Raw genomic sequence first — 25,113 nt, 5'->3', positions numbered from 1 at the left:
ACGAAAAAAAGGAAAAGACGTCCATCGGAAATGGACGCCTTTAACTGCATTATTTAAATTCTGCTACAAGATTGTCAAACTCGCTTTCGGACAACGCCAGCGATTGATAAGCCAACGGTTCTTTCTTGAAGCCGTGTACGAGATCCTCGTAGCTCTTCTTCGCTTTGTTCTGATAGATCAATCCGGTAATCATACTGTTCGTCTCCATCAGCTTCGCCATGGCCATCGCCCGGTTGCTTGGATCATAATCCGGAATCGACTCTAGATTGATGATATTCTCTTTGAACCAATCGTACGTATTCACCTTGTTAAAGGTGACGCATGGGCTGAACACGTTGATCAAGGAGAAACCTTCGTGTTGGATCCCTTGTTCGATCAAGGACGTGAGCTGCTTCAGATCGCTGGAGAACGACTGAGCCACGAAGGTGGCGCCGGACGCCAACGCGATTTCGAGCGGCGACAAGGTTGATTCCACCGAGCCTTCAGGCGTACTCTTCGTCTTGAAACCTTCGCCGCTGCGCGGAGAGGTTTGCCCTTTGGTTAATCCATAAATCTGGTTATCCATCACGATGTAGGTGATGTTAACGTTACGGCGAATCGCGTGTACCGTATGGCCCATCCCAATCGCGAAGCCGTCGCCGTCTCCGCCGGATGCGATTACCGTCAAGTCGCGGTTGGCCAACTTCACGCCTTGAGCGATTGGCAATGCGCGACCATGAATTCCGTGCAGACCGAAGGCATTAATATATCCGGAAATCCGACCGGAGCAACCGATCCCGGAAATGACGGCGAGGTTCTCGGGTTCAAGACCCACATTCGCCGCGGCGCGTTGGATGGCGGCTTGAATGGAGAAATCGCCGCAGCCCGGACACCAGTTAGGTTTAACGTTGTTACGGAACTCTTTAAACGTTGCCATTTTTCACCAACTCCTCCTGCGCTTTATTCCCGGATGCCTTCTTGCATTCTTCGTAGACTTCCGAAGGAAGGAACGGATTGCCGTTATATTTCAGCACGTTCACGATCTTGTCATGATAGCCGACGTTTTGTTTAATCAAATTCGCCAATTGGCCAGTCGCATTGTTCTCGAGAACGACCACTTTCTTCGCCTTCGCGATTTCCGGCAGCACTTGCTCCGTTGGGAATGGATGCATCAACCGTACCGTCATGTGATTCGTCTTCACGCCATCCTCGGACAAGTGCACACGAGCTTGATCAATCGTACCGCCCGTAGAGCCCATGCCGATGATCAGCAGATCCGGTTCGGCATGCGGGGCTTGCAGGTGAATCGGATTGGTTACTTCCAGTTGGGCCAGCTTCCGCATCCGCTTATCCATCATTTTCTTCCGGTTCACCGTACTTTCCGACGGCCGGCCGGATTCGTCATGCTCAACCCCGGTCACATGGTGAATGCCGTTCTTCTCACCTGGCAATACGCGAGGGGAAATGCCATTCTCCGTGAAGGCGTAACGGTTAAACATGCTCGAATCATCACGATCTGGAATATCCTTCACAAGATAACCCCGATCAATCGAAACCTTACTGTAATCCAGCATTTCGCAAGACTGCTTGCCAAGGGATAATTGCAAATCCGTGGCCACGATTACAGGCACTTGGTATTTCTCAGCCAGGTTGAAGGCCTCCACGGTATCGTAGAAACATTCTTCAATGGAGCTTGGTGCAATTACGATCTTCGGAATTTCCCCGTGTGTACCGTAGATCAACGCATTGATGTCGCTTTGCTCCTGCTTTGTTGGCAAACCTGTACTCGGACCGCCGCGTTGGGTATCGATGATAACAACCGGCGTTTCGGTCATCCCGGCCAAACCGATTGCTTCCATCATCAGAGACAAGCCGGGCCCAGCCGATGCCGTCATCGTACGAACACCTGCATAACTCGATCCGATCGCCATCGTAATCGCAGCGATTTCATCCTCGGTTTGTACGACGGTACCGCCAAATTTCGGTAATTTCTTTATCAAATATTCCATAATTTCAGAAGCCGGTGTAATCGGGTATGCACTCATAATCCGGCAACCTGCGACTACGGCACCAAGGCCAATCGCGTCGTTACCGATCATGAAGAGCTTTTGCTTGCCGTCAGCCGGTTCTAGCTTGAATTCGTCCAGAGGTCCTCCGGCGAGTTCCAGCACGAAATCCGCACCCCGCTTAACCGCTTCGATATTCTTCTCAACAATCGCTGGACCTTTACGGCCAAATTCCTCTTCCACCGCTTGATTGAACACTTCTAGCGGAAGTCCGAGCAGCGCCCAGGACGCACCGGAAGCAACCATGTTCTTCATCAGCGAAGTACCAAGCTCTTCGGCAATACTGGTAATCGGCACCGGGAACAAACGGGCATCCACGCCCTCCGGCACCGTCGGGTTAAACTTGGCATCCGCCACGATAACCCCGCCGCCGCGCAGCTCCTGCGCATTCAAATCGATACTTTCTTGGTCAAAAGCGACTAAAATGTCCAAGTCGTCGGAAATCGCGCGAATCGGCTTGGTGCTTATCCGGATTTTGTTATTCGTATGACCGCCTTTAATACGGGAGGAGAAATGCCGATACCCGTACAAGTAATATCCCAGCCGGTTCAAAGCCGTCGAAAAAATCCGGTCCGTACTTTCAACGCCCTCGCCCTGCTGACCACCGATCTTCCAAGACAATTGACTAATCAAGATCGCCCACCCCTTTAATCGTATCGCAATGGAAAAAATAGAATAATAATGAAGTTCGAATGTTAACGTGCAAGAGGTCACATTCCAGCCCGATGTTTGTGAACATTCTGTTTCAGAGTCATGTCAATTTTATGTCTCAACCTGGTAAAAAGCAAGCGTTTTCTAGCCTTTTTTCATATAGTAGTTTTCGATCAATTCGTTCTCACAATTGGATGAATTAAAGCGCTTACTTGTGAGAGGGCAACCAAGCGCGCAGGAACGCGGCTGCATTGTCGTACAACCATCCGCGTACAAGCTCTTCCGGATAATATTTCAGCAAGGATTCCTGCCAATTTGCGTAATGTCCCGAATGGCGTAAATCAGTTAAATGAGTTTCGATCCCGTCGAAGTCAGACCCGAACATCAGATTTGCCCCTCCCCCTAATGAGCAGATTCGCTCGATATGCGGCAGCAAATCTTTGCTTGATGCGCTCCGGCCCTCTTTGACGAACCACGGTACGAAGGTCACTCCAATTCGCCCTCCTAGCTTGATGATCGCCTGGATCTGATCGTCGCGAAGATTCCGGGCATGCGGGCAGACCTCATACGCGTTTGAATGTGAAGCGATAAATGGCTTACCGGCTTCTTCTGCGAGCTGTTGAAGCTCCCAAAATCCTTTAACCGATAAATGCGAGACATCCAAAATGATTCCAAGCTCGTGGCATAATCGGACCAACTCCAGCCCGGCCGGCGTAAAACCGCCGTTTCGCGGCTCCATGATCCCGTCGGCGGCCCAGTTGGCATAATTCCAGGTTAGTCCGAGAAGCCGTACGCCTTTCTCATAACATACGCGGACATAATGTAAGTTGCCCTCCAGCCCGTCCGCTCCCTCCAGCGACAATAGCCCACCAACGGCCTCCCCTTGCTCCAGGGCATCCAGATCCTCCACAGATTGCACGGGAAGCACACCTAGAGGTTGAACACGCTCTTGGTAGACATCGATTTGTCCCAGGATATGTTCCATTTTCGGGGGACCAAGCCGCTGGGACAGAAAAATCGCGAACGTTTGCAGCTTCACCCCGCCCTTCTTCAAGCGACGTAAATTTACATCCAGGCGACGATCCTTCGAAAAATCCAACTTGGGGTCTAGCAGCAGTTTGCTTAAGGCGTCGCAATGAAAGTCGATGATCGGTCTTGTCATGATCCTTCCTCCTTCTTCGTTACGCATAGTTTGCCAAGAAAAACAAAAAAGCCTGTCTACGGATGTAAACAGGCGTCATCTCTATTAAAACGTTATCTCGGTTCTACGATCAGTTTGATAGCGGTACGATCCTCACCATCGATCACGATGTCGGTAAAGGCTGGAATGCAAATCAAGTCCACGCCGCTTGGCGCGACGAATCCCCGGGCGATCGCTACGGCTTTGATGGCTTGGTTTAGAGCCCCCGCCCCAATGGCCTGAAGTTCAGCAGCGCCACGTTCTCTGAGTACGCCGGCCAACGCGCCGGCAACGGAGTTGGGGTTGGATTTTGCTGAAACCTTTAATACTTCCATGGTTAGTACCTCCCTGGGAATATTCGTTGGATTCCACTACTTAGAAGATATTCGTGAGAATCCGGGATATTCCTTCTTTTTCTCGGAGGAGAAGTTTCGAGAGGCCTTGATCCTAGGGACTTCCGGGCGTTTCGCCGCATCAGGTGCAATCGCTTTAACGGTTTCCTAATCCATCAACCATTCGTCTTCGAGCAATCGAATTTTTTGAATTTTCTGCGCTTTCCCTGTGGATTCATCGATATCGACGAGCACGGCGTGGAAATGCCATTTCCCCTCGCAGACTTGAAACCGGACGGGGAGCTGAGTTGTGAACTTGCGCAGAACCGCCGTGCGTTCCATGCCCAAGATGCCTTCACGCGAGCCGACCATGCCGGCATCGGTCAAGTAAGCCGTTCCTTGCGGCAGGATCGTGTCATCGTTGCTTTGCACATGGGTATGCGTCCCGACCACGATTGAGGCGCGTCCGTCGAGGTGCCAACCCATGGCGATTTTCTCAGAAGTCGCTTCAGCATGGAAATCCACCAGAATACACTTGTGTTTCTTGGACAACTGACCGACGATATCATCGGCTGCCCGGAAGGGATCGTCGATCGCCGGCAGGAAAGTACGGCCCATCAAATTGATTACGGCCAGCTCCTTACCGCCTGCTTTGATCACGGTAAACCCCTGACCCGGCGTTCCCGGCGGAAAGTTAGCCGGCCGGACCATCCGCGGCTCGTCATCGATGAAGTCGAAGATCTCTTTATTGTCCCACGTGTGGTTACCCATCGTTAAGCCGTGTACGCCTTGGTCGAAAAACTCTTTGGCGATGTTGACGTTAATCCCCCGCCCTGCTGCTGCGTTCTCCCCGTTGGCGATGATGATATGAGGATTGTATTTGGATTTTAAATGGGGCAACGTTGCTTTCAGTGCTCTGCGCCCCGTATTTCCGACGATGTCTCCGATAAACAGAACTTTAATGCTGGTTCCCTCCTCTGCATCTGACCCTAAGCTCCTTAAGAGCTTGGGGACGCCCAGGCAATGAAAAAGCGGCCCGCGAGGGGCCACTTTTCAGCATAACCTTTACTTGGCGTATTCAACCGCCCGCGTCTCGCGGATGACGGTAACTTTGATATGACCCGGATAATCCAGTTCACTTTCAATCGTCTTGGTAATGTCACGCGCCAAGCGGAATGCTTCCGCATCGTCGATCTTATCCGGTTGCACCATCACGCGCACCTCGCGGCCCGCCTGAATGGCGAACGATTTCTCGACGCCTTCGAACGATTCGGAAATTTCCTCGAGCTTCTCCAACCGACGAATGTAGGTTTCGAGTGTTTCCCGACGCGCGCCCGGTCTTGCCGCCGACAGAGCATCGGCTGCGCCAACCAGCATGGCAATGACAGAGGTGGCTTCGCAATCGCCGTGGTGAGAGGCAATGCTGTTAATAACCACCGGATGTTCTTTATACTTCTTCGCCAGTTCCACACCGATTTCGACATGAGACCCTTCCACTTCATGATCAAGCGCTTTACCGATATCGTGCAGCAAGCCTGCCCGTTTGGCAAGAGCGATGTCTTCGCCTAGCTCTCCAGCCATCAAACCGGCCAGATAAGCGACTTCCATCGAGTGCTTCAGTACGTTTTGTCCGTAGCTTGTCCGGAACTTGAGACGTCCCAAAATCTTGATCAAATCCGGATGCAGGGCATGCACGCCCACTTCGAACGTAGCTTGTTCGCCGTATTCGCGGATGCGTTCGTCCACTTCCCGACGAGATTTCTCGACCATTTCCTCGATTCGTGCCGGATGAATCCGTCCGTCCGCCACCAACTTCTCTAGCGCGGTCCGGGCAATTTCGCGGCGAATCGGGTCAAAGCCCGACAGAATCACCGCTTCCGGCGTATCGTCGATAATGAGATCGATCCCGGTCAAAGTTTCAAGCGCTCGGATATTCCGGCCTTCGCGGCCGATGATCCGCCCTTTCATCTCTTCGTTCGGCAGCGTTACAACGGAAACCGTCGTCTCCGCCACATGATCGGCAGCGCAACGTTGAATGGCCAGCGTAATGATCTCACGGGATTTCTTGTCCGCTTCTTCCTTCGCTTGCTGTTCAATGTCTTTAATCATCTGCGCGGTTTCATGGCGTACTTCCTGCTCCACGTTGTTCAAAATGATCGAACGAGCATCTTCCATCGTAAGGTTGGAAATTCGCTCCAGTTCCTGAACCTGACTCTTGTAAATCAAGTCGATTTGCTGTTGTGTTTCTTCGATTCGTTTCTCTTTGCTGACCACTTGCTCTTCTTTACGTTCAAGCGATTCTAATTTTTTATCCAGCGACTCTTCTTTTTGCAACAATCGTCTTTCTTGTCGTTGTATTTCATTCCGACGTTCACGAATGTCTTTATCAGCTTCGGCTCTAAGCTTATGGACTTCGTCCTTAGCTTCCAGAACCGTTTCCTTTTTCAGTGCTTCCGCGTCCTTCTTGGCATTCTCCAAGATTTGACTGGCCGCGTGCTCTGCACTGGAAATTTTAGCTTCGGCAAGAGACTTGCGAATAAAATACCCGATCACGAACCCAAAGAATAAAGCGGCTGCAACGAGAACGATCCAGATTACTGGTTCCATCTGTTCACCTCCCCGTTGTTTCCTCCAAGGCATTCCTTGGGATGTTTGCAATTGTAGTTACTTTTCGTTTCTAGGTTCATCATTCATACAAAAAATTCATGACTTGCCCATTCAGTTCAGCAGTTCATGCTGCAATGCATGACCCTACCGCTATCCAAGCGGAGGCACTTTGCCTTCATGATTGGAGAACATAAATCCTATCGCTGACCCATAATTTTGGAAGGAAAAAAAGGGCTTCTGACGATATGGATACATGTTCATTTTATTATTTGACAAAAGATATTGTCAAGCTAATGACAGGAGTTCCCTCCCGTCCTCTTATTCTTCGTCCCATTCGTCCATTCCATGCATTTGTTCCCGGTTGCCGAGTTCGCGCATGACCCTGGACACAACGCCTCCGCTAAACCCGCGGCGCTGCAGGAAAGCCCCCGTTTTGCGTTTGCGGTCGAGCGGTTCTCCCGTGGTTCCCTGCCACTTCTTTAACCCTAGCTGAAGGGCACTTTCAAACTCGTCATCTTCACTGACTTCACCGAGCGCCTCCTCGATATGCGACTTGGACACGCCTTTCTGGCGTAGTTCATGCTTGACCCACAGCTTTCCCTTTCCGCGAAGCTTCACGCGTTGAGAAGCCCATTCCTGGGCGTATGCGGCGTCATCCACGTACCCTTCCGACTGGAGGCGGACAAGAACGTCCTGAATCGTCTCCTCGCCCCAACCCTTTTCCCCTAGACGTTGCGTGATTTCATACGTCGTTCTTGGCTTCAAGCTCAAGTACTTCAATGCGTCAGCATATCCCTGCTGGCGTCCGTCAGCCGCTACGATTTCCTCTAGCTCTACTTTTGTGAATACCGCGCCTTTCATCATGCGGTATTTGATCATCACGTCCTCGTGGATCTCCAACGAATATTTGCCAAAAGAGATCCGATAACGATGCTTCGGTCGCTTCAGCATCATCACCGACGTAATCACCAGCTCGATGTCCTCAGGGAATGCGTCCAAACCAGCGGTTTCTTCTGCACCCTCCCCGTCCGAATCGCGGTCGACATCCCGAGGCCGCGGCTCCCAGAACGACTCGTCAGAGATATCTACGATTTCTTCTTCTCTACATTGGCCAGAGGAAGATCCGCCTCCTCTTCCCGCGGCTTTGCCGCGCGACTGTCCCCACGTGCTCACATCAAATCCCTCCGGTTCTGCCTAAGCTATCCATTCAATACCCCAGTACTGCAAAAGCGCCCTGCCCCGGCGATTACCGGCGGTCAGAGCGCTTGATCATTACAGCTTAAACGAGCTTATTCTTCTCCCAGCAGCGCTTGCTCTTCCTCAAGCTCCGCTTCCACTTCGCTAGCCGAAGCTGGAGCTACCGCCGTAGTCAAATTACTGGATTCGCGAATCTTCTGCTCAATCGTATTCGCGATCTCCGGATGTTCCTTCAAGAACTGCTTTGCGTTCTCACGGCCTTGTCCAAGTCGTTCGCCGGAATAGGAGTACCAGGCACCGCTCTTGTCCACGATATCCAGCTCCGTCCCGATGTCGATGAGACTTCCCTCTTTGGAAATACCTTCCCCGTACATGATATCGATCTCGGCCTGTTTGAAAGGAGGAGCCACTTTGTTCTTCACGACTTTGATCCGCGTCCGGTTCCCCACCATGTCGTTGCCCATCTTGATTGTCTCAATACGGCGCACATCCAAACGAACCGTGGAGTAGAATTTCAATGCGCGTCCGCCCGGCGTCGTCTCCGGGTTACCAAACATCACGCCGACCTTCTCGCGCAACTGGTTAATGAAGATCGCGATCGTCTTCGACTTACTGATCGCCCCCGACAGCTTCCGCAGCGCCTGCGACATCAGGCGGGCCTGCAAACCTACGTGCGAGTCCCCCATTTCGCCTTCGATCTCCGCTTTAGGGACCAGTGCCGCTACGGAGTCGATGACGATAACATCAACCGCGCCGCTGCGTACGAGCGCCTCGGCGATCTCCAACGCTTGTTCGCCTGTATCCGGCTGGGACAACAGGAGTTCGTCGATATTCACGCCCAGCTTGCTGGCGTAAGACGGATCCAACGCATGCTCGGCGTCGATGAAGGCAGCTTGTCCGCCGATCTTCTGAACCTCAGCGATCGCGTGCAGCGCTACCGTCGTTTTACCGGAAGACTCCGGCCCGTAGACTTCGATAATCCGTCCGCGCGGAAGTCCTCCGGTCCCCAGCGCAATATCCAGGGCGATCGATCCGCTTGGAACGATCTCTACCTGCATATGCGTGGATTCTCCCAACTTCATAATCGAACCTTTACCGAATTGCTTTTCTATTTGGCGAAGCGCCATCTCCAGCGCTGCTTTACGATCTGACAATCAGCTCACATCCTTAAATTAGATATAAATCATCGGATTCTTAGATTACATAAATTCATGATCATTCATGGCCATTTGTAACTTCTCACGTATATCATTGTACCTTGTTTTGGTATGTTTGCCAAGCATTTTTTCGAACATACATTCGTAATTTATTCTCAACCCTCCCAAACCCTCCCTTACCGCAAGGGAGGGCCCCCAAGGGCCCGCTGCCCTTAGGGATCCCGCAAACTGGACAAACGTCGGAGTAACTGAGAAGCTCCTTTGACGCTCTCCCCTGCAGGGATTTGCTAACTTCGGCGCATGGATCGCTTTTCCCCTTCGGGTACGTCTTACTTTGTGCGCTCCTTGGGGACCTGCCTCTCTGGAAGGGTGCCGGCCTCCTTCGGTCGTTGGATTCCATCGATGCTGGAAGAACATGGGATCGACGGAGGCGCTCCCTAGGCGCTCTACCCTGCGGGGACTCGCTGGCTTTGGCGCGTGTCTTACTTTCACAGCTCCCTACCCGCTGTTTCCTTCGGAAATGCGCTCACCACGGCGGAAGATTGATGTTACATCTGAATATGTATGAAATTTCCATATAGATTTCGTCGAAATTGGCGGTAAACGCGGATTGTATTCGATTTTTCATACATATCAGGCAAATTAGTTCTCAGGCGCACCATTATATATGATTTTTCGAACAAAATTCGTTGTCCCCTCCTATCACACTCACTCCACAACTAGTCTAGCGTTATCCCGGCTCTTACCTACTTACTTACCTACTTGCGTGCTGCCCCCATCCCCCTCCCCCTGGTTACTCCAACAACAAAAAAGAACCGCAGCACAACTGAATCAGTTTGCTACGGTTCTTCCGTGACTTGATTATAGGTCATAGACCCCGAAAGCGCAAGAACAAGCTGAAGGAAATCTACAACAACCTCCAAGCGCTGATGGGATTCATACTTTGCACAAATGGAAAGAGGATAATGAATCGGAGGGAGTTTACGTCCGCATTTGGGAGCCGCTGGTCATCCTTCTATCCAATCCACAGACAAGCGGCGGACAAGAGCGGCCCGAGATCATTATTCACTTCCCTACCATTGCAAAGGGTCAGCCTCCCTGCAGCGCCCGCCACAACCGGTACAACAGCGTCTTCGCGGCGCGCATCCGGATCGTCTCGCGGTTGCCCTTGAGGTTCAGCTCAAAGACGGCGGTGTCCGAACCCCGGCGCGAGATCGCGATGTACACCAAGCCCACGGGCTTGCGCTCGGAGTGGGCCGGACCGGCCACGCCGGTGATCGACAAGCCGATGTCGGTGCCCACGGTCAGGCGCACCTGCTCCGCCAACACCTTGGCGGTTTCGGCGCTGACCGCACCGGGGGCGCCGTCGCCTTCCAGCAGGTCATGCGGCACGTTCAGCAGCTTCTCCTTCATCTCATTGGAGTAGCAAACGATCCCGCCGGCGAAGACGGCCGAGCTACCGGGCAACGCGGTGAACATCTCCATGAGCAGCCCGCCGGTGCAGCTTTCGGCCGCGCTCAGCGTAAGTCCGCGCGAAGCCATCAAATCGAGAATGGTCTTCTCGATTGGCTCATCCACGTTGGCGTACAGATACTCCGGCAACCGCGCGGCAATCTCCCGCTCCATCGCATCCAGCTTTACCGCCGCGTCCAATTCACTTGCCGCCTTGGTGGAAACGCGAATGGTCACTTCGCCTTCTTTCGCATAAGGTGCAACCGTCGGGTCGCTTTGAGCCTCAATCAGATCAAGAAGCTTCGTCTCCAGCGCCGATTCTCCAATCCCGGCGAATTTCAGCATCCGCGAATAAATCGGCATCTCGCCGGTCAACACATGCTCCAGAATCCAAGGTTTCGCCTGGTGCTCGAACATCGGTTTCATTTCCTTCGGCGGTCCAGGCAACACAACGTAAAACTTGCCGTCTACGAAAAGCGCATTGCCCACGGCTAATCCCGTTTCATTTGGAAGAGGGGTGCCCCCTTCAATAGCCAGCGCCTGGCGACGATTGTTCTCCGTCATGGGAACCCCGCGGCCTTGGAAGAATCGGTCGACGTTCGCCATCGCTTCCGAATCGATATAAAGCGTCCGGCCCAACACCTCGGCCAGCACCTCCTTGGTCAGATCATCCTGCGTCGGACCAATCCCGCCTGTAAAGATCAGCACATCCGCCCGTCCCGAAGCCGTCCTCACGGCCTCCGCCAGACGATTCATATTATCGCCAACCACAGTTTGAAAATACACGTCAATCCCCAACGCTGCCAGTTCTTGCGATAGATATTGCGCATTGGTATTCACAATTTGGCCGAGCAGCAGCTCCGTCCCAACCGCGATAATTTCCGCTTTCACCTTCGCATGCCTCCTTCACATTTCCGGTCAACCAACCCACATCAGTTTATGCTTTGGAAAAAGAAAGCACGCTCTTATTTTTCACGAAATAATCGATGCCCGAATACAACGTGATGACAGCCGCCAACCACATTGCGATATCATCAAACGGGAACGAAATCCACTCAAATGGAAAATTGTTCAGCAGCAACGCCGAAATGGCGATGATCTGCGTAATGGTCTTCGCCTTGCCCCACTTGCTGGCTGCGATCACGGAGCCCTCCAAGAGTGCAACTTCACGAAGGCCGGTCACAGCGAACTCGCGGCTGATGATGACGACCGCGATCCAGGTGTCACACTTGCCCATCGCTACAAGACCAATCAGGACGGTCCCAACAAGCAGCTTATCGGCTAGAGGATCAAGGAGCTTACCTAAGTTGGTGACAAGATTATATTTGCGAGCGATATAGCCGTCGATCCCATCCGTGCTGGCTGCCACGATAAACAGAATCGCCGCGATCAGCTGATTGACCGGCAGCGAATAATCCCCGAACGTAAGCTCATGAGACAGCCACCCGGCGTCAACCAGTAAGAAGACCAGCATCACCGGAATCATAAATATACGGGTTAATGTGATACGGTTGGGCAAATTCACAGGACGGCCTCCCCGGATAAGTCATAATCAAAAGCATGCGTAATCCGCACCTTGGTCAATTCCCCGAGCCTGACGGGACAATTCGAAACGAATACTTCGCCGTCAATTTCCGGTGCATCGTATTGCGAGCGGCCTACGTAAACGTCGCTGCGTCCGTCGTAACGTTCAATCAAGACGTCCAGCACCTGACCGACAAACTTGCCGCTGTTCACATTAGCAACCTCCCGCTGAATCTCCATCAGCGTGTTGGCCCGCCACTCCTTCACAGCCTCGTCAACCTGATCCGGTAAACGCGACGCCGGCGTATCCTCTTCCTTGGAATAGGTAAAAACGCCAAGCCGATCGAACTTCACCTCGCGCACAAACTCACATAACCGCTCGAAATCCTCCTCGGTTTCCCCCGGGAACCCGACGATCAAGGAAGTACGGAGCGAAACGTTCGGAATCCGTGCACGAATCTTAGCAACTAGCTCACGGATATCACGGTTACGTCCAGGGCGGCGCATACGCTTCAGAATTGCATCTTCGCTGTGTTGCAACGGCATATCTACATATTTGCAAATTTTCGGATTCGTCGCCATCATCTCGATCAGCTCGTCCGTAAAAAAGCCGGGGTAAGCGTAATGCAGACGCACCCATTCAATCCCCTCCACCTGAGTCACCCGGTCCATCAGCTCAGCCAGTTTAAACTCCCCATACAAATCGGTACCATAATTGGTCGAGTCCTGCGCGATCAGGCTAATTTCCTTCACGCCTTGGGCGGCCATGCTTCGCACTTCCTCAAGGACGGATTCCATCGAGCGGCTGCGAAACTTCCCGCGCATGATCGGAATGCTGCAAAACGTACAATTGTTGTCACAGCCTTCAGCGATTTTCACGTAGGTCGTGTACCGGGCCGTGGATAGCTTACGCGGCAGCGCCTGCTCATAATTAAAGACAGGGTTACCGACCAGCGCCGGCTTCTTACCCTTAAGCGCTTCGTCGACGATCCGGTTAATATGGTGAAAATCCCCCGTACCCACGATCCCGTCGATCTCCGGCATTTCATCCATTAATGCTTGCTTATATCGCTGCGTTAAACATCCGGAAACGATCAGCGCCTTGAGCCGTCCGCTTTCCTTCAGATCGGCGAGCTCCAGAATCGTGTTGACCGACTCTTCCTTGGCTGCATCGATAAACCCGCAAGTGTTGACGATAATGACGGTTGCGTCCTCGCGATTATCCACCAAAGAATAGCCGCGCTGATCAATCAGGCCTGACATAATTTCCGAGTCAACCAGATTTTTCTCACAGCCAAGCGTCACGATTTTTACCTTTTCTGTCATGAACCATTTCCCCCATCGTTGAAAGCCAAAATTCCCGTGAGACTAACGATTAAACAACCTCTACAAGTATAATATTCCAGTACCGATGCTGTCAAAAATATGAAAATGGCCTCCGCAGCTCAAAACCGGCGCCGCAAGAGACCTTTACGAGGTTGTTCAAAAAGTCATCTTTCCATGACGAAGCAGAGCTTGTGAAGTGGCCTCGACATCGAATCTTGAATTCAGCTGGGCTCTCCGTTGCTCACGTACCAAAAACGTACGCTCCGCTACTCAACCCCTAGCTTCATCCAACCTTCTCGGTCCTGAAAACCTGAATTTTGAACTCGCACTTTACGCTCTATTTAAAGTTGGTGAACTGCAAATCCACCGTCAAATCGGCTTTGCGCAGCATCTGCATAATCTCCTGCAGATCGTCTCTGCTTTTCCCGGTGACGCGAATTTGATCGCCTTGGATCTGGCTCTTAACCTTCAGCTTGGAATCACGGATCAACACGTTGATCTTCTTAGAATTCTCCTGGTCGATTCCTTGTTTCAAATTAATCCGCTGCCGCACCGAGCCCAGTGAGGCCGGCTCAACCTTGCCATAATCCAAATTCTTGATCGGCAAACCGCGTTTGATCATCTTGGATTGCAGGATGTCGATAACGGCGCCCAGCTTATAATCATCGTCGGAAACGATCACGAGCACGTCCTTCTCCAGCTTAAGCTCGCTTTTGCTCCCTTTAAAATCAAACCGGTTTGCGATTTCACGTTCCGTTTGATCGATCGCGTTGGTCAATTCCTGCATGTCCATCTTTGAAACGATATCGAAAGAACTTTCCGAAGCCATAAGTCACATTCCTTTCTTGATTTCCAATCTTTTCATAATTAAATTATATGTAAAAAAATTCGCAAAGTCGAGTATCCCCATCACGATGGATCCCATGACAGCCCAAAAAGCGCCGTTTGACCGGACCGGTCCCACCTGCGCTCTTGGTCATAGAACAAGCAACTGGCTAGCTTGCCGCCTTTACTTATTCGCCGTTTGTCGTCGTTTCGTTGTTGGTACCCGTACCGTCGGTCCCGGTTCCCGTATTACCTGCCGTACCATCGCCAGTACCGTCATCCAAACTCAAGAAGAATCGAGAGGTCGTCTTGCCATCCTCGATTGGTTGCTCAGCCACTGTTATCGCCGTTTTCGCTGAATTCCCCGACAAAATGTACAAGCCTTCCGGTACAATATCGTAGGTCAGCACTTCGCTGTCCTTGGTTTTGCCAAAATACAGCTTTTCTCCGCTCTTGCTACCTTTACGTACCTCTACCCAGCTTTCGCCGCTCGCCGTAATGACGACCTGTACCGGCTGCGTTCCGGGATTTTGGATCTTGAATTTCGTCGTGCTGCCTTCTGTTCCATCCGCGACGACGGTAACCGCTTGATTGCCGGGTTCATTCCCCGGGGTTTCATTGCCCGTATTTCCTGTATTCCCTGTATTGGTGCCGTTATTCGTCCCTGGATCCGTAACCGTATCGGTCCCGTTTCCGGCTCCTTTGTTCCCACCAACGGCATCACCGCCAGTTCCGTTCCCCGCATTCGTGCCATTTTGATTCGCATCTGTTGGCGTTTTCCCTTGGGTCACCGGCGTAGGATCCGGCTCCTTATTCCCCTCAGCTTCATCCTTGTTGTTACCCCAGACCGAGAAATACATATAAATCACAATTAAAATCAACACGGCAAACGACCACATCAACGTGGTGGACAACCATTTCGAGTTGCGCTCGTTGTGCTGCCTGCTGCGTCGTTTCTGTATAACCGGTTCCATCGTAGGTTCCGGAGCCGAAGAAGGCACGTTTTGCCGATGTTCGGCAAGCAGTTCGTCCGCATCTAAGCCAACGGTTTCCGCATACGTCTTAATAAAAGCCCGAACATAGAAGCTTCCAGGCAGAACCTTGTAATCCCCCATTTCGATGGCTTCCAAATATCGTTTGCGTATCTTCGTCATTTCCTGTACATCATCCAGCGACAAACCTCTGGCTAGGCGGGCTTCCCTTAACTGCTGGCCCAAATCCGACACGACCATCACCTCCTGCTATGATTAATTATGCGGCAAACCCTACAGATCGTCCGTATAAATTGTCGTGAACGTATCGTAAACGATTTGCTCCTCCGGATTGTTACGCAATTCTATAATAATGTCAAAATTGTCATAACTGTATTCAGACTCTTTGACGAATACGTCCGGATGCTCTATGACTTTGGTCGAAGGCATGGACATCAACTCCTGCAGGAGTTGATGATGCTTTTCATTGGAACGTAGCGTACTGATGATACCGTCGATGATAAATACATTGTGGGGATCCATCTCGTTCTCGGACAATTGGCTTCGTACCGTTTGCCGTAAGAGCGTTGACGACACAAACGTCCATCGCTTCATCGCGCAGACGCTGCCAGCGATAATGGATTCCGTCTTACCAACGCGGGGCATTCCCCGAAGTCCAATCACTTGGTGTCCTTCCCGCTTAAACACTTCGCCGAGGAAATCAACCAGTATCCCCAGCTCATCCCGGGTAAACCGAAACGTCTTGCGATCGTCCGAATCTCGGTCAATATAGCGACCATGACGTACGGCCAGCAGATCGACAAGCCGTGGATTTCGCAAAGCGGTCACCGTAATGCTGTCCACCTTATTTAACAGCTGGCTGACCTGATCGATTTTGCCGTCATCGTCCGTTTCCAGCAGTAGTCCTCGAGTCTTCCCCTCAACGCCGTTGATCGTTAAAATATTGATCTCCAGCATCCCCAACATGGAAGCAATATCCCCCAAAAGTCCTGGACGATTCTTATGTATTTTGTATTCCAGATACCATTGTTTCTCTACCATCCCAGACACCTTCTCCATATCCTCATGCATCTTTCGACAAAATAGGTCTTAATTCCTGCTATTTTGCAAAAACAATATACAAAAACATTTCTTACCAATATTGAAATTACATGTTCATATGTGTTTTATGATATATAAAATGAAAATGAAAGGCAAGCAGGCGGAGAAAATGGGGGAAAAGCTCCCGCAACGGGAGCTTTTCCAGTGCCAAACTATGCGTTTTTCTTTGCCAACTTCACCATCAAACGGGCGATGGTTTTCCGCTCTTCTTCACTGCCGACGTCCCAAATTTCTTTGAGGGCGCGGTTAGATTCGTTTTGCGGATCGACTTTGTCGTCCAGAAAACCGCCGATTTCATAAGCAAGGTTGGCTATCGCCTCTTCGCTGAAACCGGCTTTTTCCGCATGCTCGACGCGTTCACCCAGGAATTTCTTCCATGTATCAAAATTTTTGAGTACTGTTGACATGATTAAATCCTCCTTCGCTTGGCGATTTAAGATCAACAGTCGTAATATGCGAATATCCCGTGGGTTTTATACGCGGGCCGCGGACTCAAGCGGATAGCAAAACCTGCAAATCAAGGGGCGATCAGGTAATCCAGCCGCCATTCGGGCTAATGATCTGTCCCGTGATATAACCTGATTCCGGCAACGCCAAAAAATAAACAAGTGACGAAATCTCCTGTGGTGAACCCAGCCGCCCCGCGGGAATATCCTCCTCCAGCTGGCGAAGTTCTTCCGCATCAAAACGATCCATCATCTCGGTCTTGACCGCGCCTGGAGCCACCGCATTCACGGTGACGCCGGAGGGGGCCAACTCCTTAGCCAATGCTTTGGTAAAAGCGTTCACCCCGCCTTTAGCCGCCGAATACACCGCTTCACAGGAACCGCCAGATATTCCCCAGACGGAAGAAACGTTAATGATACGTCCAAATCGTTGACTGATCATATACGGCATAAACATCTGGCTGCACAGAAACACACTTTTTAAATTGACGTTCATGACGTCGTCCCAATCCTCTTCACTTACATCGGACAGCAGCGCATAATGCGAGATACCCGCATTATTTACCAGGATGTCGGGATACAGCCCGTAATTCTCGAGCCTTTCCTTCATCCGCAGAATTTGCTCCTTGCTGCGCAGATCGGCAGAGACCGTATACGCCTTGGCTCCAAGCTCCAAGCATTTGCGAGCCACTTCATTTGCCGCCTCATGCGAGTTCATATAGTGAATGACCACGTTCATGCCGACCGAAGCAAACCGCAACGCCACCTCGGCGCCGATCCCCCGACTTGCCCCGGTGATTAATACGGTCATGTCCGCGATGTTCTTTCCTATCCCATGATCCATCGCCATTTACGGACTCACCACAATCGATACGGACAGCTGCTCCCAATCGATATGCTCGCGCAGGCGCGTATTGATGTCCTCCAGCGTCAGCGACTCGTATATCGATAATACCGCGAACAGGTCGCCGCCGCGGAAGTTGTATCGGGTGAACTCGTGGGCGATGTTCTCCGGCGAATTCAACATGCGTAAATACCCGCCGATCTTCTTCTTACGCGCCCGCTCGAAATCCTCCTGACGGAATCCGGAAGCCAGCAGCGCTTCAGATTCTTCTTTGATCACGGCCAGCATCCGGTCCGGATCCTTCGTGTCCCCGCCGATCGCCGAGAAAGCGTAATTGGGATTGCTGTTGTACTCATGGCCAAAGCTATCGGAGATCAGGTCCATGTCATACAGCTTCTGGTACAGCTTCGTGCTGGCACCAAACAGCAGATCGAGAGCAAGCTTCGTGGCGAGGTCCCGTTTCAGCAAGTCTTGACCCGTCAAGCCAAGGCGCGTCTCCTTATAGCCGAACAGGCATTTCGGCTGCGATACCGGCAAGCGGGACTCCCGCCGCTTCTCGGATACTTCCTGCGGCTCCGTCTCAAATAAACGATCAATTGTGCCTTGCGGCTTATAATCCTTTTTCGCCTGATTGTCTCGAACCAGCTTGAACACTTCCTCTGGATCGACACCCCCCACAACGAACAGCAGCATATTGCTAGGGTGATAAAAGGCATTGTAGCACGTATAAAGCGTTTCCTTCGTAATCGTTCCAATTGACTCCACCGTACCAGCGATGTCGATATGAACAGGATGTACTTTGTACATCGCTTCAATCAGACCGAAATACACCCGCCAATCCGGGTTATCCCGATACATCCCGATCTCTTGACCGATGATGCCCTTTTCCTTCTCCACATTCTGGTCGGTAAAGTAAGGGTGCTGTACGAAATTGACCAACGTTTCCAGGTTAGCTGGAATGTTCTCCGTGGCAGAGAACAGGTAAACCGTTTGGTCGAAGCTGGTAAAGGCATTGGCGGAAGCGCCTTGAGAAGCAAAGGTGGCAAAGATATCCCCCTCTGGTTCCTCGAACATTTTATGCTCCAGAAAATGGGCAATGCCGTCCGGAACCGAAATGTCCTCCTGTCCTTCTACCTTGAAATGATTATCGATCGATCCGTATTTGGTCGAGAACGTGGCGTAGGTTTTCTGGAAGCCCGGTTTGGGCAGCACGTAGACCTGCAGACCGTTCTCCATCGTTTCGCGATACAGCGTTTCCTGCAAAGCGTCGTAACGTATCGTTTCCATCCGCCTACCCCTCCTTCTGGCCTGTCAAAAAGTATATCGTATCGAGCTGGACGGTTTCTGCGGCCGCCACAACATCCTGTGGCTGAACCTGTTCGACCTGACGAAGCAACTCCTCCGCGGGCCGGTCTTTGCCAGACAAAACACGATTAAAGTCATAAGCGATCATCTCAAAAGCGGAATCCTGCATCTCCAACAAGCTGTTGCGGATCATCGCCTTTGTCTGTGACATCTCGAGCTCACTGATTTCTCCGACGCGCATACTCGCCAACTGGGCTTCGATAATGCGAAGCGCCTTCTCGTAATTGGCGATTTCGATCCCCGATTGAATACCAACGATGCCCTTATGCCCGTCGTAACGGGAGGCTGCGTAATAGGCCAAGCTTTCTTTTTCCCGGACATTGATAAACAGCTTGGAATGCGGGTAGCTACCGAGAATCCCGTTATACAGCAACAAAGATGCGTAGCGATCGTCCCCGTAAGTGATCGGGGTGCGAAGCCCCAGATTTAACTTCCCTTGATTTACGTCGAGCGCTTCCTTGATCGTCCGGACCTCGCCCCCGCGGATATTCACCTGCTCCGGCTTATATTCCGGCGAAGTCGATCGGATCAGACTGAAATGCTTCTCAACCAGCTCCTCCACTTCGGCCAGCGTCGTATCCCCAACCACATACAAATCAAGATGAGCCTGCTGCAGCCAGCTCAGGTAGGAAGCGTACAAGGACTCGGGGGTAATTCCGTCTAATTCGCTTCGCTCCCCAAGCGGGTGAAGACGGTACGGATCGTCCTTAAACATCTCTTCCGTACAGCGCTCGGCGGCATAACGAATCTTATCGTTGATAATCCCCTCCAGCTTCTTACGAACGGACTCTCTTTCCGAATTCACGTAAGCCGTGCGGAACGCGCCGTTCTCCTTAGCCGGTTTGGTGACGACTTCACCAAGGAAAGCAAAGCTTTGGCCGAGGAGTGAATCGGCGCTCTTCACGAAAGAATCGTTGATGGTGTCCATACGGAATTGGACCATTTGGTAATTACCTCGTTTATATACATCAAAGCCGAAGCCCGCCCCGTACATATGTTCCAGCTGCTCGCGGAACTGCGTGGTTTCCGGATAGGATTCCGTACCCCGACGCAACACGAACGGAGTGAGGCCCGTTGCGGTTACCGTTTGTTCTTGCAACGGCGATCCCGCATAGAGGGAAATGGCAAATGTTTTGAATCGGTTCGTCGGCAAGACGTGCAGGCGGATATGGCCTACGGTGCCGCGCTCAAATCGCGTTTTGTTCAAACCCAAAACCCCTTTACAAGAAAGTCAGTTCCATTCTATACCAATTCAAAGGAAAGAAGCAACCTGACGACCAGCGGCTGCTCCTTCGAAAATCAGCTATTTACATACAGAAAATATGCTCTCCGATCGTCTTGACCTGCGGGCGCGACCAGATCCATTTCGACGTTGCCGTGTTTGGGTTAAAGTAGTACAAGCATCCCCCGCTCGGATCCCACCCGTTTAGCGCCTGCTGCACGGCTTTGCGGGCTTGTTCGTTAGGCTCCAGCCAGATTTGACCGTCAGCGACCGCCGTAAATGCGCCTGGCTGAAAGATGACGCCGGATACGGTGTTGGGAAAACTCGGTGACTTCACCCGATTTAAGATGACCGCCGCTACGGCCACTTGGCCCTCAAACGGCTCGCCACGTGATTCTCCGTAAACAGCGTTAGCCATGATCCGTAAGTCATTCTCTGATAACCCCATAGCATTGGAGGCGGACAGATCCGCGGATTCCGCTTTTACTTTACCAGCCGCACCTCCGCCGCTCTCTCCTCCGGATTTATTCGTCGTTCCGGTTTGAGGTTTCGTATTCCCGCCGGCGTTCGCATATTCCATTCCCGGCTTCCAGTTTTTTGTGGCGTTATAAAGCTTTAACTTCGTTTTGGGACCGGCTAGGCCGTCGGCCTCCATCCCGAACTCCGATTGGAACCACTTCAGGGCATCTCGGGTCTTGGGACCAAAGTAACTGTCCAGCTTGCCGTGGTAAAAACCAAGGTAAGCGAGGCGGCCTTGCAACTCATACACGTCCTTGCCGAATGCCCCGTAATCGATAACCTGCTCACTGAATGCAGGCTGCGCTTTATAAGTATTGACTTTGCCTTCGTCAAGCGTATGCCGGAGCACATTCGCTCCATATCCGATTCCGAACAATAGCAACACTAAACCGAAGGCAAACCAGATCTTTGCTTTCTTCATACGTTTAGCTCTACCTCTCTTTTTAGAAGTTGTTCAACAAGGATGGGTGACTTTAGTATGACAAGCGCCGTCCCTTCCTATGCACCCTAAGTTATGAGTACTCCTAAAAAAGAAAGGGGAAGGATCCCCCTGATAAGACGAGATCAGGAGGAGATCCTTCCCATTTTGTATTGCTCGATCGACATTAACACTTCCCGCGGCTTACTGCCTTCATACGGCCCAACGATCCCTCGGGCTTCCATGGAATCGATCAGACGCGCAGCCCGGGTATATCCGACGCGCATGCGACGCTGCAACAGCGAGACGGAGGCCTGTTTCGCTTCCAACACGATTTGAACGGCTTGGTCATAAAGCTCGTCCAACACCTCTTCCGTCTCCTGTACTTCGTCGTCTATTTCGGGAACCAAACTTTCGTCGTATTCAGCCTGCCCTTGTCCACGCACAAAACCGACGATCGTCTCGACTTCCTGGTCGCTCATGAAAGCGCCCTGCACCCGTATCGGCTTGGAGGCACCCATCGGCATATAGAGCATATCCCCGCGACCCAACAGCTTCTCGGCCCCGGCCATGTCGAGGATCGTCCGCGAATCGACCTGAGAGGATACGCCAAACGCGATCCGTGACGGGATGTTGGCTTTGATGACGCCGGTAATGACGTCGACCGAAGGACGCTGCGTGGCAATAATCAGGTGGATGCCTGCGGCACGGGCCATCTGGGCCAGCCGCGCAATCGCATCTTCAACGTCGTTGGCCGCGACCATCATCAAATCTGCCAACTCGTCCACAATGACGACAATGTACGGCAGAATGGCATCTGGATTTTCCGCCATCATGTGGTTATACCCCTCGATGTTCCGCGCCCCCGATTTCGAAAACAGCTCATACCGTTTCTCCATCTCAACAACGATCTTCTTAAGAGCCAACGAAGCTCGCCTTGGATCCGTGACAACGGGAGTCAACAGATGTGGAATCCCGTTATAGACATTGAGTTCGACCATCTTAGGGTCAACCATCATAAACTTAACCTCATCCGGCTTCGCTTTGAACAGGATGCTGGTGATGATGCCGTTAATACACACTGATTTCCCTGAGCCCGTCGCCCCGGCAACCAGAAGGTGAGGCATTTTCGCCAGGTTACCGACGATCGTCTGTCCGGAAATATCGCGTCCGAAAGCAATGCTCAGCTTGGATTCTGCGTCCATGAACGTGGGCGTCTCCATTACCTCGCGCATCGTGACCAACGAGACCTCGTTGTTCGGCACCTCGATGCCGATCGCGGATTTGCCTGGAATCGGCGCCTCCATCCGGATATCCTTGGCAGCCAGGGCCAAGGCAATATCATCCGTCAAGTTGACGATGCGGCTAACCTTCACGCCGATATCCGGCTGAATTTCGTACCGCGTTACCGCCGGTCCGCGTACAACCTCCAGCACCCGAGCCCGAACGCCAAAGCTTTCGAGCGTGGCTTCCAGCTTGCGGGCAGTCTGCATATAATCGGCTTGGTCACCGGATTTTCCCGCTCCGGCCGGTTTTGAGAGAAGCCGGAATGAAGGCATTTTATACGGTTTAGGTGCCGGTTTGGGCGGAGGTGGAGGTACTATGTCATCACTCTGGCCAACAGATCCGTCATCGAGTCCTAACTCGCCAGAGTTCGCAGTATCCGGGATTCCAACTGAGGCGGCATCATACGCTTCATCAGCCAGCCCTCCTCCTGCGGTCATATCCTCATGGAGGACTGTGGCACCATGCTCGGCGTCGTCTCCCTCCTCATCCTGGTGCAGACCTTCCCGCTGAATATGGTCGAAGAAATCGCGGATGATCGGGCCGGTGTCACTGCTTCGATGATCATCCAAGCCACTTCTATCCGTCCCTTCCTCCTTACCCATGTAATTCAGCTCATTCCAATTGATTCCCGCTTCAGCGGCATGTTCGGCTGCCTCGACGTCTCCCGGTTCATCCGGGTGAACGGGCGCTTCTCCTTCCGGTTCATCCGGTCTTCCCTTAAAGTTTAGAAGCTGGAAGAACACCGGCTTCTTCCGAGTTGAAGCGGTTGGAGCCTCGTTAGTCTCGTAAAGCTCCTCCTCCGGATCATCGTAAGAGGATACCGCCGGGGCCGGCTTCTCCACCCGCTTGGCCTTACCGCGGACCGGTACCGGACGCAGCATGCGCATTTTCTTCCCAAGACTTTCACCTAAAACAGCCAATTTGGAACGCAAGATGCGGAAGAGATCCACGTACGATAGTCCAGTGACCAGCATAAAGCTGATGGCCAGCAGTACAATCATGATCAGCTTAGCGCCTGCCATGCCAAACAGCGAGTAAAGCAAGGCAAATTCCAGCGCGCCGACATAACCTCCGCTGATGTCCAGCCCCAGCAGGCTCATCCCGGAATCGCTCACCGCGGGCTGAAACAGCGCTCCTTGCAAATCGCGATGAATCTGGCCCAACACGTTCCCTGCGGACAAAGGTACCGCCGGAGCCAGTTTATGCTGCATGGCCGAAATCGTACTCATTAACGTCAGCGACATGACTGCCAATAACACACCGCTGCGACGGGCGTTCCAGCGATTAGGCCATTTCCGGGTAATCATGACAGCTAGTCCTATGTAAATGCCGATCACAGGGATTACAAAATAAAATTTGCCGAGGATCAACGCGGCCATTTTCGATAACGTTCTTCCAACGGCAGCCTCCCCGGACAAGGCGATAATGGATAAGGTAATCAGGATGATTCCGTATATTTCGTATTTGAGCATGCTGCCAATGGCAGCTTTCTTCTTCTTCCGTTTCCGTGGCAAACGAAAACACCCCCTAGATGAATATTATACCATAATCACCGAGGGGGGACCTAGAGAAGATACCGTCACATGCAGTTATCTCATTTTAATAAAGTTGGAAAAAAAGCGATTTGCCGCCCGGGCGCCAACTCCGGGTTCAAATAATCCTCCAGTTGGCAGCGCAGCAACCGTACGATCGTCGCCCGGTTTCCGGCTTCCATCCTCACCTGCATCAGTACGCCGTTCAGTTCAATCTCTCCGTACGCCTCTACATTCTCTGCATTTTCCCAATAGACTTCTTCCGGAAGAATGGTGTAATGGGTCATTGTGTGATCCCTCCCGCTTGTCTCCGAGATTCGATCAACGAATTCAACTGGGTCAATCCCTCGCCGATCCCTCCGATCCCATCGATGAGCCCATACTTCACGGCATCATTGCCGCCAACTGCGGTTCCGATGTCCCGGTTTAACTCTCCGGTTTTGAACATCAGCTCCTTAAACATCTCCTCTGTGATATGCGAGTGCGCCGTGACGAAGCGAACGACCCGCTCCTGCATTTTCTCGATATATTCAAAGGTCTGGGGTACCCCGATAACAAGGCCTGTCATGCGAATTGGATGAATAGTCATCGTTGCGCTTTCGGCAATCAACGAATAGTCGGAAGCTACCGCAATCGGAACCCCAATACTATGTCCCCCGCCGATGACTACGGTAACCGTTGGTTTGGATAAAGAAGCGATCATTTCCGCGATTGCAAGTCCTGCCTCCACATCGCCGCCAACGGTATTCAAAATAATTAACAGTCCTTCAATTCGCGGATTTTGTTCCGCCGCCACAAGCTGAGGGATGAGATGCTCGTATTTGGTCGTTTTATTTTGCGGCGGCAATACCAAATGGCCTTCGATCTGACCGATGATCGTCAAGCAATAGACATTGGATTCACCAGGGGTAGGTACCGCTGTTTGTCCCAACTGCTGAATCATTTCCGGTACGGTAGCTTCTTTCTTCTCCACCTCGTCTGGCGGCAGCTCGGATTCGCTGCGAACGGTCGATTGGCTCAGGTCCTTATTCATGGTTAAAGCCTTCCTTTCGTGTGTCGGCATATCCGACGAAGTCTCGTTGCTCTACGCA

Annotated in this window: 22 protein-coding genes; all 22 read right to left on the bottom strand. The window is 52.0% G+C overall.

The features are described from left to right. Positions 1-49: 49 nt before the first annotated feature. Entirely contained in the window at positions 50-916 is an 867-nt protein-coding gene (locus tag M0651_RS16005) for a 2-oxoacid:ferredoxin oxidoreductase subunit beta (RefSeq protein WP_248552738.1), read from the bottom strand. Next, positions 903-2,678 carry a 2-oxoacid:acceptor oxidoreductase subunit alpha gene (locus M0651_RS16000; protein ID WP_248552737.1) on the bottom strand — a complete coding sequence of 592 codons (1,776 nt, stop codon included), beginning with the start codon at positions 2,676-2,678 and terminating at the stop codon, positions 903-905. The genes M0651_RS16005 and M0651_RS16000 overlap by 14 nt, the downstream gene beginning before the upstream one ends. 226 nt (positions 2,679-2,904) lie before the next feature. Then, positions 2,905-3,858 (bottom strand): dipeptidase, encoded by a 954-nt coding sequence (locus tag M0651_RS15995; protein ID WP_248552736.1) that lies wholly within the window; start codon positions 3,856-3,858, stop codon positions 2,905-2,907. 92 nt (positions 3,859-3,950) lie between these two features. After that, complete coding sequence (locus tag M0651_RS15990) at positions 3,951-4,211, bottom strand: stage V sporulation protein S (protein ID WP_006286829.1); 261 nt, start codon at positions 4,209-4,211, stop codon at positions 3,951-3,953. 165 nt (positions 4,212-4,376) lie between these two features. Next, positions 4,377-5,171 carry a TIGR00282 family metallophosphoesterase gene (locus M0651_RS15985; protein WP_248552765.1) on the bottom strand — a complete coding sequence of 265 codons (795 nt, stop codon included), beginning with the start codon at positions 5,169-5,171 and terminating at the stop codon, positions 4,377-4,379. A gap of 102 nt (positions 5,172-5,273) precedes the next feature. After that, a complete protein-coding gene (rny, locus tag M0651_RS15980; protein WP_240269296.1) occupies positions 5,274-6,815 on the bottom strand; it encodes a ribonuclease Y in 1,542 nt (513 codons plus the stop codon). 318 nt (positions 6,816-7,133) lie between these two features. Next, positions 7,134-7,988, bottom strand: a complete 855-nt coding sequence (locus M0651_RS15975) for a regulatory protein RecX (RefSeq protein WP_248552735.1) — start codon at positions 7,986-7,988, stop codon at positions 7,134-7,136. 116 nt (positions 7,989-8,104) lie between these two features. Then, positions 8,105-9,166: a recombinase RecA gene (gene recA, locus M0651_RS15970; RefSeq protein WP_282577940.1), complete on the bottom strand. Its 1,062-nt coding sequence runs from the start codon at positions 9,164-9,166 to the stop codon at positions 8,105-8,107. A gap of 1,092 nt (positions 9,167-10,258) precedes the next feature. After that, on the bottom strand, positions 10,259-11,512 hold the full coding sequence (locus tag M0651_RS15965; protein WP_248552734.1) for a competence/damage-inducible protein A: 1,254 nt from the start codon (positions 11,510-11,512) through the stop codon (positions 10,259-10,261). 46 nt (positions 11,513-11,558) lie between these two features. After that, positions 11,559-12,146: a CDP-diacylglycerol--glycerol-3-phosphate 3-phosphatidyltransferase gene (pgsA, locus tag M0651_RS15960; RefSeq protein WP_248552733.1), complete on the bottom strand. Its 588-nt coding sequence runs from the start codon at positions 12,144-12,146 to the stop codon at positions 11,559-11,561. Further along, complete coding sequence (gene rimO, locus M0651_RS15955) at positions 12,143-13,471, bottom strand: 30S ribosomal protein S12 methylthiotransferase RimO (RefSeq protein ID WP_248552732.1); 1,329 nt, start codon at positions 13,469-13,471, stop codon at positions 12,143-12,145. Before rimO ends, pgsA begins: the two co-directional genes overlap by 4 nt. 337 nt (positions 13,472-13,808) lie before the next feature. Then, on the bottom strand, positions 13,809-14,300 hold the full coding sequence (locus M0651_RS15950) for a YajQ family cyclic di-GMP-binding protein (RefSeq protein ID WP_248552731.1): 492 nt from the start codon (positions 14,298-14,300) through the stop codon (positions 13,809-13,811). Between the two features lie 184 nt (positions 14,301-14,484). Beyond that, positions 14,485-15,522, bottom strand: coding sequence for a RodZ domain-containing protein (locus M0651_RS15945; protein WP_248552730.1), 1,038 nt, complete (start codon positions 15,520-15,522; stop codon positions 14,485-14,487). Between the two features lie 39 nt (positions 15,523-15,561). Beyond that, the gene (locus M0651_RS15940) at positions 15,562-16,329 is read right to left on the bottom strand and encodes a DUF3388 domain-containing protein (protein WP_193415246.1); all 768 of its coding nucleotides are present in this window, start codon (positions 16,327-16,329) and stop codon (positions 15,562-15,564) included. 212 nt (positions 16,330-16,541) lie between these two features. Then, complete coding sequence (locus M0651_RS15935) at positions 16,542-16,796, bottom strand: DUF3243 domain-containing protein (RefSeq protein WP_155607997.1); 255 nt, start codon at positions 16,794-16,796, stop codon at positions 16,542-16,544. A 121-nt stretch (positions 16,797-16,917) separates the two neighbouring features. Next, positions 16,918-17,685 carry an elongation factor P 5-aminopentanone reductase gene (gene ymfI / locus M0651_RS15930; protein WP_372490971.1) on the bottom strand — a complete coding sequence of 256 codons (768 nt, stop codon included), beginning with the start codon at positions 17,683-17,685 and terminating at the stop codon, positions 16,918-16,920. After that, a complete protein-coding gene (gene yfmH, locus M0651_RS15925; protein WP_248552729.1) occupies positions 17,686-18,966 on the bottom strand; it encodes an EF-P 5-aminopentanol modification-associated protein YfmH in 1,281 nt (426 codons plus the stop codon). It abuts the gene before it with no gap. A gap of 4 nt (positions 18,967-18,970) precedes the next feature. Further along, the gene (yfmF, locus tag M0651_RS15920; RefSeq protein WP_248552728.1) at positions 18,971-20,251 is read right to left on the bottom strand and encodes an EF-P 5-aminopentanol modification-associated protein YfmF; all 1,281 of its coding nucleotides are present in this window, start codon (positions 20,249-20,251) and stop codon (positions 18,971-18,973) included. 100 nt (positions 20,252-20,351) lie between these two features. Then, positions 20,352-21,206 carry a spore cortex-lytic enzyme gene (gene sleB, locus M0651_RS15915; RefSeq protein ID WP_248552727.1) on the bottom strand — a complete coding sequence of 285 codons (855 nt, stop codon included), beginning with the start codon at positions 21,204-21,206 and terminating at the stop codon, positions 20,352-20,354. Positions 21,207-21,349: 143 nt separating this feature from the next. Next, positions 21,350-23,962 (bottom strand): FtsK/SpoIIIE family DNA translocase, encoded by a 2,613-nt coding sequence (locus M0651_RS15910; protein ID WP_372490972.1) that lies wholly within the window; start codon positions 23,960-23,962, stop codon positions 21,350-21,352. 122 nt (positions 23,963-24,084) lie between these two features. Then, positions 24,085-24,309, bottom strand: coding sequence for a YlzJ-like family protein (locus M0651_RS15905; protein ID WP_248552725.1), 225 nt, complete (start codon positions 24,307-24,309; stop codon positions 24,085-24,087). After that, complete coding sequence (locus M0651_RS15900; protein WP_248552724.1) at positions 24,306-25,055, bottom strand: ClpP family protease; 750 nt, start codon at positions 25,053-25,055, stop codon at positions 24,306-24,308. The genes M0651_RS15905 and M0651_RS15900 overlap by 4 nt, the downstream gene beginning before the upstream one ends. Between the last annotated feature and the right edge of the window lie 58 nt (positions 25,056-25,113).

The sequence above is a fragment of the Paenibacillus mellifer genome, from assembly GCF_023195895.1.
Lineage (GTDB): Bacteria > Bacillota > Bacilli > Paenibacillales > Paenibacillaceae > Fontibacillus > Fontibacillus mellifer.
The sequence above is the reverse complement of the archived record's forward strand: the minus strand, read 5'-3'. Positions and strand labels throughout refer to the sequence as shown.

Bases quoted from the DNA above. Each gene is read 5' to 3' on its own strand.
- M0651_RS16005 (WP_248552738.1), bottom strand. From the start codon at position 916: ATGGCAACGTTTAAAGAGTTCCGTAACAACGTTAAACCTAACTGGTGT.
- M0651_RS15995 (WP_248552736.1), bottom strand. From the start codon at position 3,858: ATGACAAGACCGATCATCGACTTTCATTGCGACGCCTTAAGCAAACTG.
- M0651_RS15990 (WP_006286829.1), bottom strand. From the start codon at position 4,211: ATGGAAGTATTAAAGGTTTCAGCAAAATCCAACCCCAACTCCGTTGCC.
- rny (WP_240269296.1), bottom strand. From the start codon at position 6,815: ATGGAACCAGTAATCTGGATCGTTCTCGTTGCAGCCGCTTTATTCTTT.
- rimO (WP_248552732.1), bottom strand. From the start codon at position 13,471: ATGACAGAAAAGGTAAAAATCGTGACGCTTGGCTGTGAGAAAAATCTG.
- M0651_RS15950 (WP_248552731.1), bottom strand. From the start codon at position 14,300: ATGGCTTCGGAAAGTTCTTTCGATATCGTTTCAAAGATGGACATGCAG.
- M0651_RS15940 (WP_193415246.1), bottom strand. From the start codon at position 16,329: ATGGTAGAGAAACAATGGTATCTGGAATACAAAATACATAAGAATCGT.
- M0651_RS15935 (WP_155607997.1), bottom strand. From the start codon at position 16,796: ATGTCAACAGTACTCAAAAATTTTGATACATGGAAGAAATTCCTGGGT.
- ymfI (WP_372490971.1), bottom strand. From the start codon at position 17,685: ATGGCGATGGATCATGGGATAGGAAAGAACATCGCGGACATGACCGTA.
- yfmH (WP_248552729.1), bottom strand. From the start codon at position 18,966: ATGGAAACGATACGTTACGACGCTTTGCAGGAAACGCTGTATCGCGAA.
- sleB (WP_248552727.1), bottom strand. From the start codon at position 21,206: ATGAAGAAAGCAAAGATCTGGTTTGCCTTCGGTTTAGTGTTGCTATTG.
- M0651_RS15910 (WP_372490972.1), bottom strand. From the start codon at position 23,962: ATGCTCAAATACGAAATATACGGAATCATCCTGATTACCTTATCCATT.
- M0651_RS15905 (WP_248552725.1), bottom strand. From the start codon at position 24,309: ATGACCCATTACACCATTCTTCCGGAAGAAGTCTATTGGGAAAATGCA.
- M0651_RS15900 (WP_248552724.1), bottom strand. From the start codon at position 25,055: ATGAATAAGGACCTGAGCCAATCGACCGTTCGCAGCGAATCCGAGCTG.